This is a genomic window from Marinobacter sp. P4B1 (assembly GCF_001447135.1).
Classification (GTDB): domain Bacteria; phylum Pseudomonadota; class Gammaproteobacteria; order Pseudomonadales; family Oleiphilaceae; genus Marinobacter; species Marinobacter vinifirmus.
On record NZ_LLXM01000015.1, the window covers coordinates 1,219,946 to 1,236,531 of the forward strand.

General features: G+C 55.5%; 12 protein-coding genes and 1 rRNA gene. 10 read left to right on the plus strand and 3 right to left on the minus strand.

Annotation, left to right across the window (positions count from 1 at the left end; all coding sequences use genetic code 11):
* Nucleotides 1–25 precede the first annotated feature (25 nt).
* Nucleotides 26–1,180 (minus strand): TAXI family TRAP transporter solute-binding subunit, encoded by a 1,155-nt coding sequence (locus AQ621_RS17130; RefSeq protein ID WP_058342396.1) that lies wholly within the window; start codon nucleotides 1,178–1,180, stop codon nucleotides 26–28.
* A 287-nt stretch (nucleotides 1,181–1,467) separates the two neighbouring features.
* Between AQ621_RS17130 and AQ621_RS17135 the strand changes: the two genes are divergently transcribed.
* The 8 genes from AQ621_RS17135 (at nucleotide 1,468) to AQ621_RS17170 (ending at nucleotide 11,737) form a co-directional block, all read left to right on the plus strand.
* Nucleotides 1,468–2,625, plus strand: coding sequence for an acyl-CoA dehydrogenase family protein (locus tag AQ621_RS17135; RefSeq protein WP_058342397.1), 1,158 nt, complete (start codon nucleotides 1,468–1,470; stop codon nucleotides 2,623–2,625).
* 18 nt (nucleotides 2,626–2,643) lie between these two features.
* Entirely contained in the window at nucleotides 2,644–3,867 is a 1,224-nt protein-coding gene (locus tag AQ621_RS17140; RefSeq protein WP_058342398.1) for a CaiB/BaiF CoA transferase family protein, read from the plus strand.
* Nucleotides 3,868–3,952: 85 nt separating this feature from the next.
* Nucleotides 3,953–6,052, plus strand: a complete 2,100-nt coding sequence (locus tag AQ621_RS17145) for a 3-hydroxyacyl-CoA dehydrogenase NAD-binding domain-containing protein (RefSeq protein WP_058342399.1) — start codon at nucleotides 3,953–3,955, stop codon at nucleotides 6,050–6,052.
* Nucleotides 6,053–6,106: 54 nt separating this feature from the next.
* On the plus strand, nucleotides 6,107–6,865 hold the full coding sequence (locus tag AQ621_RS17150) for an IclR family transcriptional regulator domain-containing protein (RefSeq protein ID WP_145840303.1): 759 nt from the start codon (nucleotides 6,107–6,109) through the stop codon (nucleotides 6,863–6,865).
* Between the two features lie 187 nt (nucleotides 6,866–7,052).
* Complete coding sequence (locus AQ621_RS17155) at nucleotides 7,053–8,087, plus strand: Bug family tripartite tricarboxylate transporter substrate binding protein (protein ID WP_227508381.1); 1,035 nt, start codon at nucleotides 7,053–7,055, stop codon at nucleotides 8,085–8,087.
* A gap of 80 nt (nucleotides 8,088–8,167) precedes the next feature.
* The gene (locus AQ621_RS17160; protein ID WP_082641141.1) at nucleotides 8,168–8,698 is read left to right on the plus strand and encodes a tripartite tricarboxylate transporter TctB family protein; all 531 of its coding nucleotides are present in this window, start codon (nucleotides 8,168–8,170) and stop codon (nucleotides 8,696–8,698) included.
* A gap of 80 nt (nucleotides 8,699–8,778) precedes the next feature.
* Nucleotides 8,779–10,248, plus strand: a complete 1,470-nt coding sequence (locus AQ621_RS17165; protein ID WP_058342402.1) for a tripartite tricarboxylate transporter permease — start codon at nucleotides 8,779–8,781, stop codon at nucleotides 10,246–10,248.
* Nucleotides 10,249–10,405: 157 nt separating this feature from the next.
* Entirely contained in the window at nucleotides 10,406–11,737 is a 1,332-nt protein-coding gene (locus tag AQ621_RS17170; protein ID WP_145840295.1) for a hypothetical protein, read from the plus strand.
* 2 nt (nucleotides 11,738–11,739) lie between these two features.
* On the opposite strand, the gene AQ621_RS17175 is transcribed toward AQ621_RS17170, so the two are convergent.
* Together AQ621_RS17175 and AQ621_RS17180 are read right to left on the minus strand one after the other, a co-directional pair.
* Nucleotides 11,740–13,161, minus strand: a complete 1,422-nt coding sequence (locus AQ621_RS17175) for an NAD-dependent succinate-semialdehyde dehydrogenase (RefSeq protein WP_058342404.1) — start codon at nucleotides 13,159–13,161, stop codon at nucleotides 11,740–11,742.
* Between the two features lie 25 nt (nucleotides 13,162–13,186).
* Nucleotides 13,187–13,921, minus strand: a complete 735-nt coding sequence (locus AQ621_RS17180) for a TrmH family RNA methyltransferase (protein WP_058342405.1) — start codon at nucleotides 13,919–13,921, stop codon at nucleotides 13,187–13,189.
* Nucleotides 13,922–14,066: 145 nt separating this feature from the next.
* Here AQ621_RS17180 and rlmE point away from each other — a divergent pair, with 145 nt between their 5' ends.
* Nucleotides 14,067–14,690, plus strand: a complete 624-nt coding sequence (gene rlmE / locus AQ621_RS17185; protein WP_058342406.1) for a 23S rRNA (uridine(2552)-2'-O)-methyltransferase RlmE — start codon at nucleotides 14,067–14,069, stop codon at nucleotides 14,688–14,690.
* A 304-nt stretch (nucleotides 14,691–14,994) separates the two neighbouring features.
* Nucleotides 14,995–16,535 (plus strand): 16S ribosomal RNA (locus AQ621_RS17190).
* The last annotated feature ends 51 nt before the right edge of the window (nucleotides 16,536–16,586 follow it).

Here is a 16,586-nt window from a genome sequence, read left to right on the forward strand (position 1 = left end):
CAGGTTTCAACCAGGACAGCAGGTTTTACCGGAATACCGGATTCATGCCAGCCGCTTGAAGTGCTTCTGCCCGCGCCGTCATCCAGCCCTTTTTGAAGGCTTCCTTGTCGGCAGGCGGGTTGGCCTTGGTGTAGCTCTCCCAGGTGTCCAGGAGGATATTCTGGCGCTGTACCAGCATGTCCTGGTGCTGTTGCATATCTTCCGTCCAGTGGCCGATTTCCTTGTAGTAGTCGACGACCACATCATGCAGCGGGATGACCCAGTTGAGATTCTGGTTCTCCAAGGCATAGCCTGCATTGCCCGGTGCGGAGTCCTTGTACTTGTCGTAATCCTCGGTGAAGACACGAATCAGCCCGTCCACCAGTTTTTTATCGGCATCGGCGTTGGCGATAATGATGGGGTAGGGGTAGCTGGAACCAATCCACGGCTCATCCTTGCTGATGCCGGCGCCGGAAGTAACCCGGTGCGGTTGGAAATAGGGAGCCACGGAGCGCAGTCGCTCCCAGCCCTCGGTGTCTTCAGGATCAAGCTCCAGCCAGGATATACCGCGCGGACTGGCGGAAAGCTGTTGTGGGCCGCCGGCGACAGAAACGGTAAATGCGGTATCGCTTTGATTGGCAACAATGCCTTCAAAGGCCCTGCCGTATCCTGGGAAGTCTACCCGCTCCACGTCATCCCAGGTGAGGTCGCCAAAGGCCAGCATGGCTTCGGTGCCGAGGTTCAGGGCATCGTCACCACGAATGTAGGAAATGCGTTTGCCCTTGAGGTCATAGGGGGTTTCTACGCCGATATCGCCGGCTACAGCAATGCTCAGGCCAAAACTGGCAATGGAGGTGGTAATAACCCGAACCGGCTGCGGCCCCCAGTTGTCCTCGGAGAACATCAGTACGCCTTCGGCGGCGTAATAAGCGGCAATGCCACAGGAACAAACCGGTACGCGCCCGGTTCTGAGTGGTGTCATCCGGGAAACGTCGTTCTCGCCGGGCAGGATCCGCAGGGATACGCCGTACTCATTACGTAGCAGGTTGCCGATAGAAACCATCTGGCTATAGCCGGCCGAACTGGTGCCATAGGCGGTCATCCCGATGGTTTGTGGCAGATCAACATTTCCTGCAGCCCAGGCAGTGGTTGCACTGCATGCAAGAAGTGCGGATACGATCTTGGTTTTTGTTTTGTTCATAAAGTCATCCTGTTTTATGTTTATTGTTTCGCTGTGCAAAATATAATTCTGCAGTAAATTCTAGTGTAGGCCGCTGCTTGTCGGCGTGTCAATTCAGACTATGGGCTGGTTTGTTCGCTGTGTACTGGTGCCCGGTCTACAGCCAGGTGGTCGACATTCGGCTTGATTGCGGGCAAAGAATGTGTGACATTTGTCCTCGCGAATCGAAAATCGAACGCCATGACCGATTATCGAACAAAGTTGTTCGAGGCTGGCGTTCCGCTACCTGAAATTCAGTGGAGGCCGGCATGGCACTTGATAAAGATACTTTGAATCAGTTTGTGGATAGCGTCAGGCGGTATGTCCGTGAGCGCTTGGTTCCCCTGGAAATGCAGGTTGCAGAGGAGGACCGGATTCCGGAAGAAGTTATCGACGAAATGAAAGATATGGGGCTGTTCGGCCTGTCTATCCCCGAGGAATTCGGTGGCCTCGGGCTGACCATGTCTGAAGAGGTCGCGGTGGTTCAGGAAATGGGTTACACCTCGCCGGTTTTCCGCTCCATGTTTGGTACCAACGTGGGAATCGGTTCGCAAGGCATCATTATTGACGGAACTCCGGAACAGAAAGCCCACTACCTGCCGAAGATGGCCCGCGGCGAACTGATCGGCTCGTTTGCCCTGACCGAGCCGGATGCCGGTTCCGATGCGGGCTCCGTTTCCACCATGGCGCGCCGCGACGGTGACGAATACGTGATCAACGGCACCAAGCGCTACATTACCAATGCGCCCCGTGCGGGAGTCTTTACGGTCATGGCGCGTACCGGAACCAAAGAGGAAGGTGGTCGTGGCGTTTCAGCCTTTCTGGTTGATGCCGACCTGCCGGGCATTACTCTCGGTAAGCCCGACAAGAAAATGGGGCAGAAAGGTTCTCACACCTGCGATGTGATTTTTGACAACGTGCGTGTGCCTGCGACTGCGCTGATCGGTGGTAAAGAAGGCCAGGGTTTCAAGACAGCCATGAAGGTGCTGGACCGGGGCCGTCTGCACATCAGCGCGTTGAGCGTCGGCACCGCAAAACGTTTGATTGAGGAAAGCGTTAATTATTCCAGCCAGCGCAAACAGTTTGGAACCGAGATTGCCAATTTCCAGCTGGTTCAGGCGATGCTCGCAGACAGCCAGATGGAATACTATGCCGGCAAATGCATGGTGGAAGAAGCCGCAAGATCCTATGATGCGGGTGAGCCGGTGTCGATGAATGCCTCTTGCTGCAAGCTGTTCTGTACGGAAATGGTCGGACGCGTTGCAGACCGCGCGGTGCAGGTTCATGGCGGTGCAGGTTACATTGGTGAGTACTGTGTCGAGCGCTTCTACCGCGATGTTCGTCTGTTCAGGCTGTATGAGGGAACTTCCCAGATCCAGCAGCTGGTCATTGCCAGGCACCTCATTCGTAACGCGCAGAACGCTTGATACATCGGGGAGATTGAGATGTCAGGTCCATTATCAGGCATTCGTGTACTGGATTTGTCCCGTGTTATGGCGGGGCCCTGGAGCACCCAGATCATGGCGGATCTGGGGGCCGAGGTTATCAAGGTTGAGCGCCCGAAGCTCGGTGACGACACTCGCCATTGGGGCCCCCCCTGGCTGAAAGACAAAGACGGCAATCCGACAAAGCAGTCTGCCTACTTTTTGTCTGCAAACCGGGGTAAGCACTCGGTTACGATTGATCTTGGCAGCGAAGAGGGGCAACAGCTGGTCCGTGAACTGGCGGCGGACTGCGATATTCTGGTTGAGAACTTCAAAACGGGCGGGCTCGCCAAGAAAGGCCTGGGCTATGACGATCTGGCCAAGGTGAATCCGGGGTTGATCTATTGTTCAATCACCGGCTTCGGCCAGACCGGCCCAATGGCCAGTTACCCCGGCTATGACTACCTGGTGCAGGCGCAGGCCGGGTTGATGAGTATCACCGGCGTTGCCGACGGCAACCCGGGTGCCGGCCCTCAGCGAGTTGGCATGGCGGTAGCTGACCTGACCACCGGGATGAACGCAACGATTGCCATCCTGTCGGCACTCCATCATCGCTCGAAGACGGGTGAAGGCCAGTACATTGATATGGCTCTGCTTGACGTGCAGGTTAGCTGGCTGGCAAACCAGGCCCTCAACTATTTCTGCAGTGGTGATGTGCCAACCCGGACCGGTGAATACCACCCGAACCTAACGCCTTATCAGCCATTCCCTACCAGTGATGGGCAGATAATTATCGCCGTGGGTAACGACGGCCAGTTCAGGCGTTTGTGTGATGTTCTGGGGTGTCCGGAACTGTCTGAAGATCCGCGCTTTGAGACCAACCCCCAGCGGGTTGCTCACCGTCCGGAACTTGTCGGCAAGATCTGCGAGCGTACCCGCACCGGAACCAGTCGTGACTGGATGGAAAAACTGGTTGCTGTGGGTGTGCCCTGTGGCCCGATTCAGGATATTGCAGCGGTATTCGAAGACCCTCAGGTTCAGGCCCGCAATATGAAGATCGAGCTGGAGCATCCGGCTATTGGCCCGGTTCCGGGGATTGCAAACCCGATCAAGTTCTCCAAAACCAGGCAGGCCTACCAGAAGGCGCCTCCGCTGCTTGGAGAAGACACCGCTGCGGTGTTGAACAGGGTGCTAGGGAAGTCAGACGATGATATCAAGGCGTTGCGCGACAAAGGCGTAATCTAGCCCGTATTGAGGTGTTCTGTAGAGCCGAACCGCGTTCCCGATAGTGCGGGATCGGCTCTTTTTTTATCAGAAGAGGAAATTCCGTATGTTGGTTACTTATGAGCTGGTTGGTGACTTCGGCGTTATTACCATCAATAACCCGCCGGTAAATGCCCTGTCGCAAAAGGTGCGTGAGGGCGTGATGAGCGCCATTACAAACGCTCAGACGGACAACTCAAAGGCCATTGTCCTGATCTGTGAGGGCCGAACCTTTGTGGCCGGAGCGGATATCAAGGAGTTTGGCAAACCGCCTATGGCTCCCTCCCTGCCGGAAGTGAACGAAGCCATTGAGTCTTCCGCAAAGCCTGTTATTGCCGCATTACACGGCACGGCTCTGGGCGGCGGCTTTGAGCTGGCGCTCAGCTGTCACTATCGTTGCGCGCTGAATACGGCGGCTGTGGGCCTGCCGGAAGTTAATCTGGGCATCTTGCCCGGAGCCGGTGGAACACAGCGTTTGCCCAGACTGGTCGGCGTGGAAACGGCCCTGGATGTTATTACCTCTGGTAAGCGAGTGGCTGCGCCGAAAGCTCTGGAACTGGGCATGATTGACCGTGTGGTTGAGGAGCCCCTGCAGGATTCGGCCCTGGCATATGCTCAATCCCTTCTGGAAGAGGGCGCGCCGCTGCGCCGGGTCAGAGACCTGGAGGTGCCTGCTGCCGAAAGCGATGCAGATGTCTTCGAAGTATGGCGCAAGAACATGGCCAAGCGCCGGCGTGGGCAGGTTGCTCCGCAGAAGATTGTTGATTGTGTGGAAGCGGCGGTCTCGAAACCCTTTGAGGACGGTCTGCAGTTCGAAAGGGCGAGTTTTGTTGAGTGTGTCGGCTCTGACCAGGCGGCCGCCATGCGACATATGTTCTTTGCCGAGCGCAAGGCCGCAGTTGTTGAAGACCTTAACGAAAATGCAAAGGCGAAACCCATCAACCGTGTTGGCATTATCGGTGCCGGGACCATGGGTGGTGGCATCGCAATGACCTTTGCCAATGCCGGAATCCCGGTAACGCTGTTGGAGCTTAACCAGGAGGCGCTGGATCGTGGCCTTGCGATGATCAGCAAGAACTACGGCATCACGGTCAGTAAGGGCAAGATGTCGCAGGAGGTGGCGGATAAACGTCAGGCCCTGATTACTGGCAGCACGAGCTATGACAGCCTGGCCGATGTCGATCTGGTTATCGAAGCGGTGTTTGAAAGCATGGATGTGAAACGGCAGGTTTTCGGTGAGCTTGACCGCGTGTGCAAGCCCGGGGCCATTCTTGCCTCAAATACCTCCTACCTTGATGTGAATGAAATCGCTGCCTGCACTTCGCGCCCGCAGGACGTGGTCGGGCTGCACTTTTTCAGCCCGGCGAATGTGATGCGCCTGCTGGAAGTGGTTCGCGCCGACGCCACATCCGAGGATGTGATTGCGACCTCTATGGCGCTGGGCAAGAAAATTGGTAAGGTGCCGGTTCTGGCTCGGGTGTGTTACGGCTTCATCGGCAACCGGATGCTGCGCCCCTATGCGCGGGAAGCCCAGCTGTCGATGATTGAGGGGGCGTCACCTGAGCAGATTGACGGTGTTCTCACGCGCTTTGGTATGGCCATGGGGCCGCTCGCGGTTGGTGACCTTGCCGGCCTGGATATCGGCTATAAGGCCCGTCAGGCCCTGACTCCTGAGCAAAAAGGCGACCCCCGCAGCTATTGCATTGCTGATGCGCTTGTCGAGATGGGACGTTTGGGGCAGAAATCCGGAGCGGGATACTACCGCTACGACCCAGAGACCCGGGCCAGGTCTTCGGATCCAGAGGTTCTGGAAGTAATTGAAGCGCAGGCCAGGGCCCACGGCGTGCAGCGCCGGACCATGACTGATCAGGAAATTCTTGACCGGCACCTGATGGCACTGATTAACGAGGGTTTCCACATTCTCGGTGAAGGAATAGCGCAACGGCCCAGTGACATTGATGTAGTTTATGTGAATGGCTACGGCTTCCCGGTATTCCGCGGTGGCCCCATGTTCACGGCAAGCCAGATGGGGCTCAGGGAAGTGTACGACTGCATCTGTGCGCTGCGTGACAAAACCGGGGCGGATTACTGGCAGCCTGCACCTTTGCTGGAAGAACTGGCTCTTGAGGGAAAAACACTGGATAGTTGGAGCGCCGATAAGGGGTGATGTTGTTTTACCTCAGCTTTATGGACCGATTTAATGACTGATCAAAACAAGGATATGTCAGGAGCTGACAAGGAGTTTCTGACCACTTTTGCGCGAGGGCTGGAGGTTATCCGATCGTTTGATACGGAAAACCCTTCCATGACGCTGTCCGCCGTTGCAGAGAAAAACGGGTTGTCCAGAGCGGCAGCCCGGCGTTTTTTGTTGACTCTGCAGAAACTGGGTTATGTGTCTCTGGAGGACAAAAAGTTCAGGTTGACGGCCAAGGTGTTGGAGCTTGGATATGCCTACCTTGCGTCATTGGACTTCTCGGAAACCATAACCCCCCACCTGGAAAAGGTTGCCTACGAGTTGGGTGAATCCTGCTCTGCGCTCGTTCTGGACGGGGCAGACATCGTCTATGTGGCTCGTATTCCGCGCAGGGGCCTGATTCCGATCAATCTGCAGATTGGTGCGAGGTTGCCGGCCTATGCCACTTCCGGTGGTCGCGTTCTGATGGCGTATTTGCAGAAGCCAGAACTGGAGGCGGTGTTCGAAAAGTCTCGTTTTGAGAAGCATACACCGAACACCAAGGGGCCGGACGAACTCAGAGTGGAGCTTGAAAGGGTTCGAGAGCAAGGGTACGCGATCGTAGATCAGGAGCTGGAGTTGGGTATGCGTGCTGTGGCAGTCCCTGTAATTGACCGGAGGGGGCAGGTGCGGTTTGCGCTTAACTCCAGCAGCCACGTCAGTTCTGTCACCCTGGAGCGAATCGTTGATGAGTATGTGCCGATAATGAAAACGGCTGCTCGTAACATAGCGGCCGTGTTGCCCTGAAGCTGTTCATGCCCGGAGTCGGTGTACTTGATACCGGCCCCGGCGTTTTCCTTTCCCCTGTCTTTTTTGCCTCCTTGCATCAGCCCGTCTATTAGTCGTATTGCCCTCAGTTGATCAGATTTTGTTCGTAAAAGTACTTGCACGAACAAGCGTATTATGTGAAATTGGCGTTCGACAATACGAACATATGTTCGATAATCGAACCAAAGATAAGCAGGACAATGACAAGATGATTAGTACATCAACTAAACTGTTCAAATCCGCGGTTGTTGCAGCCGTTGCATCTGTCACTATCGCCATGACTGGAGTCGCGCATGGCAAAGAGTGGCCGAGTGATAACATTCGCCTGGTCGTACCCTATTCGGCTGGCGGCACTACAGATCTGCTCTCCCGTAAGGTGGCAGACCTGCTTCAGAAAGAACTCACCACCGTTGTTGTCGAGAATCGTCCAGGTGCGGGCTCCACTGTTGCAACAGCACAGTTGGCACGTGGCGGCCGTGGTTCCGATCACATGCTGGTGATGGCATCCCCGGGGCACACAATCGGCGCGTCGATTTATCCCAACCTTCGCTATGACCCGGTTGAGGATTTCGTGTTCATTCGTAATGTCATCGACATCCCGAACGTGATGGTTGTGCCGGCAAGCAGTCCCTATAACTCTGTTGCAGAGTTCGTTGCTGCGGCACGTGAAGGGCAGTTGTCGTTCAGTTCCCCAGGCATCGGCAGCTCGATCCATATGTCTGGTGAGCTGTTCAAGAACCTGACCCAGGCTAACCTGATTCACGTCCCTTTCCGGGGTTCAGGCGAAGCACTGCCGGCGCTGTTGGCAGGGGATGTAGACGTGGCCTTTGAAAATATGCCAACGGTTTACCCCCATATCCAATCCGGAAAGCTCAAGGCCCTGGCGGTAACCACTGCTGAGCGTTCAGAATTCCTGCCGGAGGTTCCTACGCTGCAGGAAGTTGGTTCTGAATTTGGTCTTGGCGATTACGTGACTTCGGCCTGGTTTGGCCTGATTGCTCACAAATCGCTCCCCGAGGAAGCGCAGGCGAAGCTTGAGGCGGCGCTCGAGAAAATTGTTGAAAGCGAAAACTTTAAAAGCTTCTTGCCCCAGTTTGGTGCGGTAGCAGGTAAAGAGGTTGGTGACGAGTTTCGTGCCTTCGTTGCTGACGAGCTTGAAAAGTGGGCAGACGTTGCTGAGAAGGCAAACCTGAAACGCTGATCAATCTTGCGCTGGGCGGGACCGGTTTGACAGGCCGGCCCGCCTTTTCTTTATCAACGAATACTGTCGAGAGTTTTATCATGGCTATCTCCGAGAACCAGAGTGCCGATACGCCGGCAACTCATTACGGCCGACTCAATCCGAATACAATCGTGGGTGCGGTATTCTTTATTCTGGCCTTGGTTTTTCTTTATTACATCATCCCCAGCTACATTTCAGCGCCTCCGTTTATGCAGCATCCGCTGCTGTCGCCGCGATTCTTGCCGCAGGTTGCCGGCTGGTCAGTGCTGGTTCTGTCTCTTGTGCTGATGGTCTCCGGCCTTCGAGTTCCCCCCGAGCGAGAGCCTGGAGATGAGCTTCGCCGAGGCGTGTCTTTAATTCGTCAGGCCTTGATGGTAGCGGCAGGTGTTGTCTATGCGTTTTTCTTTGAGCAGTTGGGTGCCATCGGCAGTGGTGTGCTTGCCTGCGTGTTGCTGTTTTTGGCCAGCGGCCTGCGCAATCCGCTGATATACCTCCTCGCGATCGCCTTTCCGGTGCTTGTGACCATGTTGTTCATTTACCTGCTGAATGTGCCCCTGCCTGTTGGGGAGCTGTGGGAAGCCTGGTTCTGAAGCCAGCAAAAACTCGTTAAGTATGCGCAGGCTCCGGTCAGTTGGGGCGGGCGTTGGTCCAAAAGCTTTGGGTGCCAGAGATGGAAAATTTTTCAGAAGTTATGTCGCTCTTTCTGAGCGTTGATAATTTTATAGCGATAGCTGTCGGCGTTCTGATTGGCGTTGTGGTGGGTGCCATCCCCGGGTTGACGGCAACTATGGCGGTTGCGCTCGCCCTGCCGTTTACCTTCTCCATGGAGCCGGTAACCGCGATCCTTCTGTTGGTTGGTATTTATAAGGGCGGAATGTATGGTGGTTCGATTACTGCGATATTGATTCGCACCCCGGGTTCTCCGGCCTCAGCCTGTACCTTGCTTGATGGCTACCCGATGGCTCAGCAAGGCAAGGCTAAGAAGGCGCTGAAAACGGCGTTGTATTCATCGGTGGTTGCCGATGTGATTTCCAACGTGGCGTTGATTTTCTTTGCCGCCTACCTGGCGAAGATTGCGCTGAATTTCGGGCCACCGGAGTATTTCTGGCTGATCTGCTTCTCCCTGACCATTATTGTTTCGGTTTCAGGTAGTTCTGTTGTCAAAGGGCTCATTGCAGCGTTTCTGGGTATTATCGTCTCCACAATCGGGCTGGATGCGGTATACGGCACGCAGCGCCTGACTTTTGATAACTACAACATGATGGACCGGGTGTCGTTCATACCGTTGCTCATCGGGTTGTTTGCAATACCCGAAGTTATCGATTTTTACACGTCCAAGGTTGCTCCACACATACGTACCGCGGTTACGGGTGCGTCTCTGACCTGGAAAGAGTTTAAAGCGTCTCTGAAGACCATTATCCGGGGCAGCATTATTGGTGTAATCATTGGTGCTATCCCGGGAACGGGAGCCACGTCTGCCGCGTTTATCTCATACAGCGAAGCCAAGCGGACATCCCCCAGAAAGGATAACTTCGGCAAAGGTGAGGTTGAGGGTGTTGCGGCAGCCGAGGCCGGTAACAACGGCGTTGCCGGTGCAACCCTGATTCCGTTGCTGTCGCTGGGGATTCCCGGGGATGTTATTACCGCCATTATTCTCGGCGCCTTCATGATTCACGGGCTGACTCCGGGGCCGGTGCTGTTCCAGGAAAACCTGACGCTGGTTTATGCCCTGTTCTGTGGGATTCTGGTGAGCTCTGTGGTTCTGCTGGTAGTGGGTAATGCGGCTATCAAATATTTTTCCCTGATTGCTGATATCCCTAAAACCATTTTGCTGCCGATCGTTTTGATGTTCTGTATTTACGGCGCCTATGCTGTCAACAACAGTACCTTTGATATCGGCTTGATGCTGGCATTTGGCATTCTTGGCTTTGTGTTCAATCGCACTGGTATTGCTGCCGCTCCGTTTCTCATCGGTTTTATTCTGGGTCCCATGTTCGAGGACAACCTGCGCCGGACCATCCTGATCAGTAAGGGTGACCCGTCGGTGTTCTTCCGTGGTCCGATTACCTGGGTATTTGTTCTTCTGACCGTTGCCTCGCTGGCGTTCGCAATTCGTCGGTACTGGGTAAGCCGTAGCTGATGGATGTGCCTCTGTGTTTCAGCCGGGGGATGGGCTGAAGCGCCGGGGTTTAGTGTTGACCCTCCTTTATACCGCCAGACTTTGAACAGGAGTCTCGGCGGTCTTTTTTTGCAGGCAATGTTTTTAACAACAATATGAACGTGCGGGTGATACGAGGATGACAGCGTTTCTGCGACCATACGGGTTGGCCAGCTACCGGACGGTTCTGACTTATCTGGCACTTCTGGCCGGTGTATTCACTTTTCTGCCAGGCTTCAGTTATCTGACAACCGCGCTGGCGTGCCTGGCTATTGTGCTTGGCTGGGCCAATCTGAGAATGGTTGCTCGGGTGATTTTCAGCCTGATCCTGATTCTTGGGGGGCTCGCGCTTGCGATAGAGCCGGTCGCACTCGAGCGGGCATCCGGCAACATGGCGAGGATCGGTGCACTAATCATCACCGTGATGCTGTTGTCTGCCGTTCTGGCCCAGTCGAATGATATAAAAATCATTTCCAGAAGTTTGTTTAGCGGCCGGCCTGCCCATCGCTACCTGGGCGTGACCACTGGCACCGCCGTTTTGTCGGTGCCGCTGAATTTTGGCGCCGTGGGCGTTATTGCCACCATGATTGGTGTTCAGATCAGGGAAAGGGGCGACAGTGGGCTGGCAAGAAATGCCGCCAGAGCGGTGGTGCGCGGATTTGGGGCATCGCCCATGGCATCGCCTCTGTCTATTGCGATTGTCATGGTGGTGACGTTTCTGCCCGGGCTTTCCAGCTGGAAGCTGATTGCAGCCTCCCTGCCGTTTGCTGCTTTGTATCTTGTCGCCGGCGCTGTGTTCCGGGAGCAGGAGGCCCCGGAGAGTAAGGTTGTGGTAGGCGCTGTTGAGGGAGCGGGGCCAGCCTGGGTCCGATTCCTGAGTACTATCGCGCTGATATGTCTTGGTGCATTTGCCCTCACCAGTCTAGCCGGTCTGATTTATTCCCAGGCGGTGACGCTCAGTTGCCTGACCGCAGTCGTTCTGGGGTTGCTGTACCGCCGTATTCAGGACGGCAAGCTTTTCATACCGTCGCTGGCGATGATGAACAATGAGTTGGCGATTATGGGGGGCTCGTCTTTTCTGGGGGGTGTGATTGGCACCTTCGCCCTGAACTGGATGGGTTCAGACTTCTCGCTGCCGGTGTGGGCTTATCCACTGGTAGCCATGTTGGTGCCCTGGCTGTTTTTTGCCGGCGGTGCCGTCGGTGTCAATCCGATCATTTCCGGTACTTTGTCGGGCAGTATTCTCGGCCCGATATGGCCCGATTACGGGTTACTGGCGCTGGGGTTCGGCATTGTGACTGGATGGGGAATTACCATTGCCGGCACGCCGTTTTCGGCTAACGCGCTGCTGCTGGAGCGTTGTACCGGTTACAACACCCGGGTTGCTGCCTATGACTGGAGCTTCAGGTATTCAGTGATATCTCTGGCGGTTTCCAGCCTGATTTGTGGCGTCCTTGCCCTGCCTTTTTAGGCTCAGATGGCAAGCCCGCCAAGCTTGGTTTCCAGATATTCCTCAATGCCTTCCTGGGCGCCTTCACGGCCAAGACCACTGTTCTTCATGCCGCCAAATGGCGCGGCTGCGCTGGTGGGATTGATATCGTTAATCCCGATAATGCCGAAGTTCAACGCTTCAAATGCCCGCATGGAGGTGGCCAGGTTGTTGCTATAGATGTAAGCCGCCAGGCCATAGTCTGTGTCGTTTGCCATGGCAATAACGTCGTCTTCCGAGCGATAGGTAATCACGGGTGCAACCGGCCCGAAGGTTTCTTCCCGATAAATCTTCATGTCCGCTGTTACTCCGGACAGCACCGTGGGTGCGTAGAAATAACCCCCGGCCAGGCCGTTATCGGTCAGGCGGTGGCCGCCGGTTTCAGCTTTGGCGCCTCGGGCAAGGGCGTCCTGAACCTGGTCGTCCACTTTCTGTATGGCCGCTTCGTTGATCAGCGGCCCAATGCCAACGCCGTCACTCATACCGTTACCCGCAACAAGTCGGCTGGCGCGGCTGCTCAGTTCCTTGATAAAGGGCTCTGCATGGTCTTCATGCACGAATATCCGGTTTGGGCTGATGCAGGCCTGGCCGGTATTGAGGAACTTGACCATAGACAGGCCCTTGGCCGCATGCACCGGGTCTGCATCGGGGAATACGATGGCCGGGGCATGGCCGCCGAGCTCCATTGAGACTCGCTTCATGTTGGCGGCCGCTAACCCATTGAGCATTTTTCCAACGGGAGTAGAGCCGGTGAATGTGAGCTTTCGGACGCGCGGGTCTGTACAGAAGGCTTCGCCAACCCGGGCGGGGTTCTCAGCCGTAATCAGATTTATTACCCCTGGTGGAAAGCCGGCTTCCTCAAAGATTTCCATCATGGCCGCGGCACACAAAGGCGTGCTTTCGGCGGGTTTGAGAACGACGGTGCAGCCGGCGGCCAGGGCAGGAGCAAGCTTGCGGGTAATCATCGAAATAGGGTAATTCCAGGGCGTAATTGCGCCAACAACGCCCACTGGGGATTTCTGTACCAGGAAACGCTGATTCTCGCGGGCCGAGGGAATGATCTGTCCGTACATGCGCTTGGCTTCTTCTGCAAACCACAGCAGGAAGTCTGCGCCGTATTGTACTTCGTTCAGGGAAGCTTTCAGGGGTTTGCCCTGTTCGCGGGTCATCAACTCTGCCAGTGAGCGCTTCTGGCGGATCATTAGCTCCCAGGCCCGGTAAAGTAGCTGCGAGCGTTCATGGGCCGTTGTTTTTCGCCACGCCCGGAATGCCTGGTCGGCGGCGGCGATGGCCGATTCGATATTCTGGGCGGTGCAGTCTGGCACCCGTCCTATGGTCTCGCCGGTTGCCGGGTTGGTAACGATGAAATCCGGTCGGTCTTTAATCCAATTTCCATTGATGTACATGAGCGGTAGCTCCAGAGGGTTCTGTTTAAGGCAATGTCCGATTCAACTCATAAACCACCATATTCACCGCCGAAGCAAGATTCAGAGACTCCACCGCAGCCGCGCCGGGGATGGTGAAACGCCCGGCGCCCAGGCTGGTCAGAGCCTCTTCCGGTACGCCCCGGGCTTCGTTGCCAAAAAGATAGCAGTCGTGGCTCAGGAAGCCTGGGCTGGTGATTGGCTCTCCGCCAATGTCCAGGCAGGCAATGCGGGGATAACGGCTGGGGAGTGTGTTCAGGTTTACATCGGTTTCCAGCGGAACATGGAAGATGGCGCCCATGCTGGCGCGCACAACTTTCGGGTTATAGGGATCGACACTACCGGGGCTGAGCAGGCAACGCATGCCGCCAAACCAGGCCAGGGTGCGCAGGATCGTGCCCAGGTTTCCAGGATCCTGAACCTCATGTAGATAGACCGCTTTCCCGCCGGCTGTTGATGTACCTGCCTTATCAGAGGGAAGCGGTGCCACGGCAAGAATGCCTTGCGGAGTTTTGGTGTCAGCCAGTTGAGCCATCTGGCGGTCGCTGATGGTGGTTTTTGGCCAGGGGCTGGGCCAATGTTCATAGCTGCTGGTGACAAACAGCCTGGCCTTTTGCCAGTGCGGGTTTCTGGTGGCGGCTTTTTCCAGCTCCAGTACCAGGTGCTCCCCTTCCACCAGGAAGTGGCCCAGCGACTGGCGATACTTTTTCTGGTGAAGTTTCTTGATGTCATCCAGTTTCACGGCCGGGTTCCTGCATTGGGTAGCGGTTGCAACAGTGGCGTCATTGTACTGTTGCCCCGTTGTATTGTCAGGCTCGGCGGCTTTTGCGGTAGTGAGGGTGGCCGCGTACAATGCAGTCTTTCCCGCAGTAGACAGAAGACACCCCATGGCCCGTTCCAAAAGCAGTAACCGCTGGCTCGAAGAGCACGTCAACGATCCCTTTGTGAAGCAGGCGCAGGTAGATGGCTATCGATCCCGTGCCAGTTACAAACTCCTGGAGATTAACGACAAAGACCGGCTGATCCAGCCTAATATGCTCGTGGTTGACTTGGGCTCCGCCCCGGGCGGCTGGTCTCAGGTTGCAGCGAAGCTGGTAGGTCACAAGGGGCGAGTGGTGGCCTCGGACATACTTCCCATGGATGCCATTGCGGGTGTTGAATTTATCCAGGGTGATTTCACCGAGCAGGACGTGTTTGACCAGATCATGGCCGTACTCGACGGCACCCGTGCCGATGTGGTCATCTCCGATATGGCGCCCAATATCAGCGGCGTGAATGCGGCAGACCAGGCCGCTTCCATGTATCTGGTAGAGCTGGCGCTGGATATGGCGTGCCAGGTGCTCAAACCTAAAGGCAGCTTTGTGGCCAAGGTGTTTCACGGTGAAGGCTATGACGAATATGTGAAGGCGGTGCGTGCCGTATTCGATAAAGTAGTGGTGCGCAAGCCGGATTCTTCCAGGGCCCGGTCCCGGGAAGTGTACCTGGTAGCGAAGGGGTTTCGGGGTAACTGAGGTTGCGTCAGTTCGAATTTTGCACATTTCGTGCAAGGGTTGAACAGTTCTGGTTGTCCTGATAGCGGGAAACCGAAATAAAGAAAAATAATTTGGGAATCAGCGTTGACAGTCTCGGAGAAGAATGTAGAATTCGCCTCCTCGTTGAGCAACACAGCTCAAACGCTCTTTAACAAGTTAACCAAGTAATTCGTGTGGGCGCTGGCCGAGGTATTTCGGATACGAAATATCAGGACAGTGACTCGTCGAAAATTGAGTTTTGTCTTGAGCAAGAATTAAGAACTTTCGAGTTCTTGTATGATTTAAACTGAAGAGTTTGATCATGGCTCAGATTGAACGCTGGCGGCAGGCTTAACACATGCAAGTCGAGCGGTAACAGGGGGTGCTTGCACCCCGCTGACGAGCGGCGGACGGGTGAGTAATGCTTAGGAATCTGCCCAGTAGTGGGGGACAACAGTCGGAAACGGCTGCTAATACCGCATACGCCCTACGGGGGAAAGCAGGGGATCTTCGGACCTTGCGCTATTGGATGAGCCTAAGTCGGATTAGCTAGTTGGTGGGGTAAAGGCCTACCAAGGCGACGATCCGTAGCTGGTCTGAGAGGATGATCAGCCACATCGGGACTGAGACACGGCCCGAACTCCTACGGGAGGCAGCAGTGGGGAATATTGGACAATGGGGGCAACCCTGATCCAGCCATGCCGCGTGTGTGAAGAAGGCTTTCGGGTTGTAAAGCACTTTCAGCGAGGAGGAAGGCCTTAAAGTTAATACCTTTAAGGATTGACGTTACTCGCAGAAGAAGCACCGGCTAACTCCGTGCCAGCAGCCGCGGTAATACGGAGGGTGCAAGCGTTAATCGGAATTACTGGGCGTAAAGCGCGCGTAGGTGGTTTGGTAAGCGAGATGTGAAAGCCCCGGGCTTAACCTGGGAACGGCATTTCGAACTGTCAGACTAGAGTGTGGTAGAGGGTAGTGGAATTTCCTGTGTAGCGGTGAAATGCGTAGATATAGGAAGGAACACCAGTGGCGAAGGCGGCTACCTGGACCAACACTGACACTGAGGTGCGAAAGCGTGGGGAGCAAACAGGATTAGATACCCTGGTAGTCCACGCCGTAAACGATGTCAACTAGCCGTTGGGACTCTTGAAGTCTTAGTGGCGCAGCTAACGCACTAAGTTGACCGCCTGGGGAGTACGGCCGCAAGGTTAAAACTCAAATGAATTGACGGGGGCCCGCACAAGCGGTGGAGCATGTGGTTTAATTCGACGCAACGCGAAGAACCTTACCTGGCCTTGACATCCAGAGAACTTTCCAGAGATGGATTGGTGCCTTCGGGAACTCTGAGACAGGTGCTGCATGGCCGTCGTCAGCTCGTGTCGTGAGATGTTGGGTTAAGTCCCGTAACGAGCGCAACCCCTATCCTTGGTTGCTAGCAGGTAAAGCTGAGAACTCCAGGGAGACTGCCGGTGACAAACCGGAGGAAGGTGGGGATGACGTCAGGTCATCATGGCCCTTACGGCCAGGGCTACACACGTGCTACAATGGCGCGTACAGAGGGCTGCCAACTCGCGAGAGTGAGCCAATCCCTTAAAACGCGTCGTAGTCCGGATCGGAGTCTGCAACTCGACTCCGTGAAGTCGGAATCGCTAGTAATCGCGAATCAGAATGTCGCGGTGAATACGTTCCCGGGCCTTGTACACACCGCCCGTCACACCATGGGAGTGGATTGCACCAGAAGTAGTTAGTCTAACCTTCGGGAGGACGATTACCACGGTGTGGTTCATGACTGGGGTGAAGTCGTAACAAGGTAGCCGTAGGGGAACCTGCGGCTGGATCACCTCCTTAAACGAAGCCGAATGCTTCGGTCAGAGTCCACACGAATTACTTGGTTGGCTA

Bases quoted from the DNA above. Each gene is read 5' to 3' on its own strand.
- AQ621_RS17155 (WP_227508381.1), top strand. From the start codon at position 7,053: ATGTTCGATAATCGAACCAAAGATAAGCAGGACAATGACAAGATGATT.
- AQ621_RS17165 (WP_058342402.1), top strand. From the start codon at position 8,779: ATGGAAAATTTTTCAGAAGTTATGTCGCTCTTTCTGAGCGTTGATAAT.
- AQ621_RS17130 (WP_058342396.1), bottom strand. From the start codon at position 1,180: ATGAACAAAACAAAAACCAAGATCGTATCCGCACTTCTTGCATGCAGT.
- AQ621_RS17145 (WP_058342399.1), top strand. From the start codon at position 3,953: ATGTTGGTTACTTATGAGCTGGTTGGTGACTTCGGCGTTATTACCATC.
- AQ621_RS17175 (WP_058342404.1), bottom strand. From the start codon at position 13,161: ATGTACATCAATGGAAATTGGATTAAAGACCGACCGGATTTCATCGTT.
- AQ621_RS17135 (WP_058342397.1), top strand. From the start codon at position 1,468: ATGGCACTTGATAAAGATACTTTGAATCAGTTTGTGGATAGCGTCAGG.
- AQ621_RS17160 (WP_082641141.1), top strand. From the start codon at position 8,168: ATGGCTATCTCCGAGAACCAGAGTGCCGATACGCCGGCAACTCATTAC.
- AQ621_RS17140 (WP_058342398.1), top strand. From the start codon at position 2,644: ATGTCAGGTCCATTATCAGGCATTCGTGTACTGGATTTGTCCCGTGTT.
- AQ621_RS17150 (WP_145840303.1), top strand. From the start codon at position 6,107: ATGTCAGGAGCTGACAAGGAGTTTCTGACCACTTTTGCGCGAGGGCTG.
- rlmE (WP_058342406.1), top strand. From the start codon at position 14,067: ATGGCCCGTTCCAAAAGCAGTAACCGCTGGCTCGAAGAGCACGTCAAC.
- AQ621_RS17170 (WP_145840295.1), top strand. From the start codon at position 10,406: ATGACAGCGTTTCTGCGACCATACGGGTTGGCCAGCTACCGGACGGTT.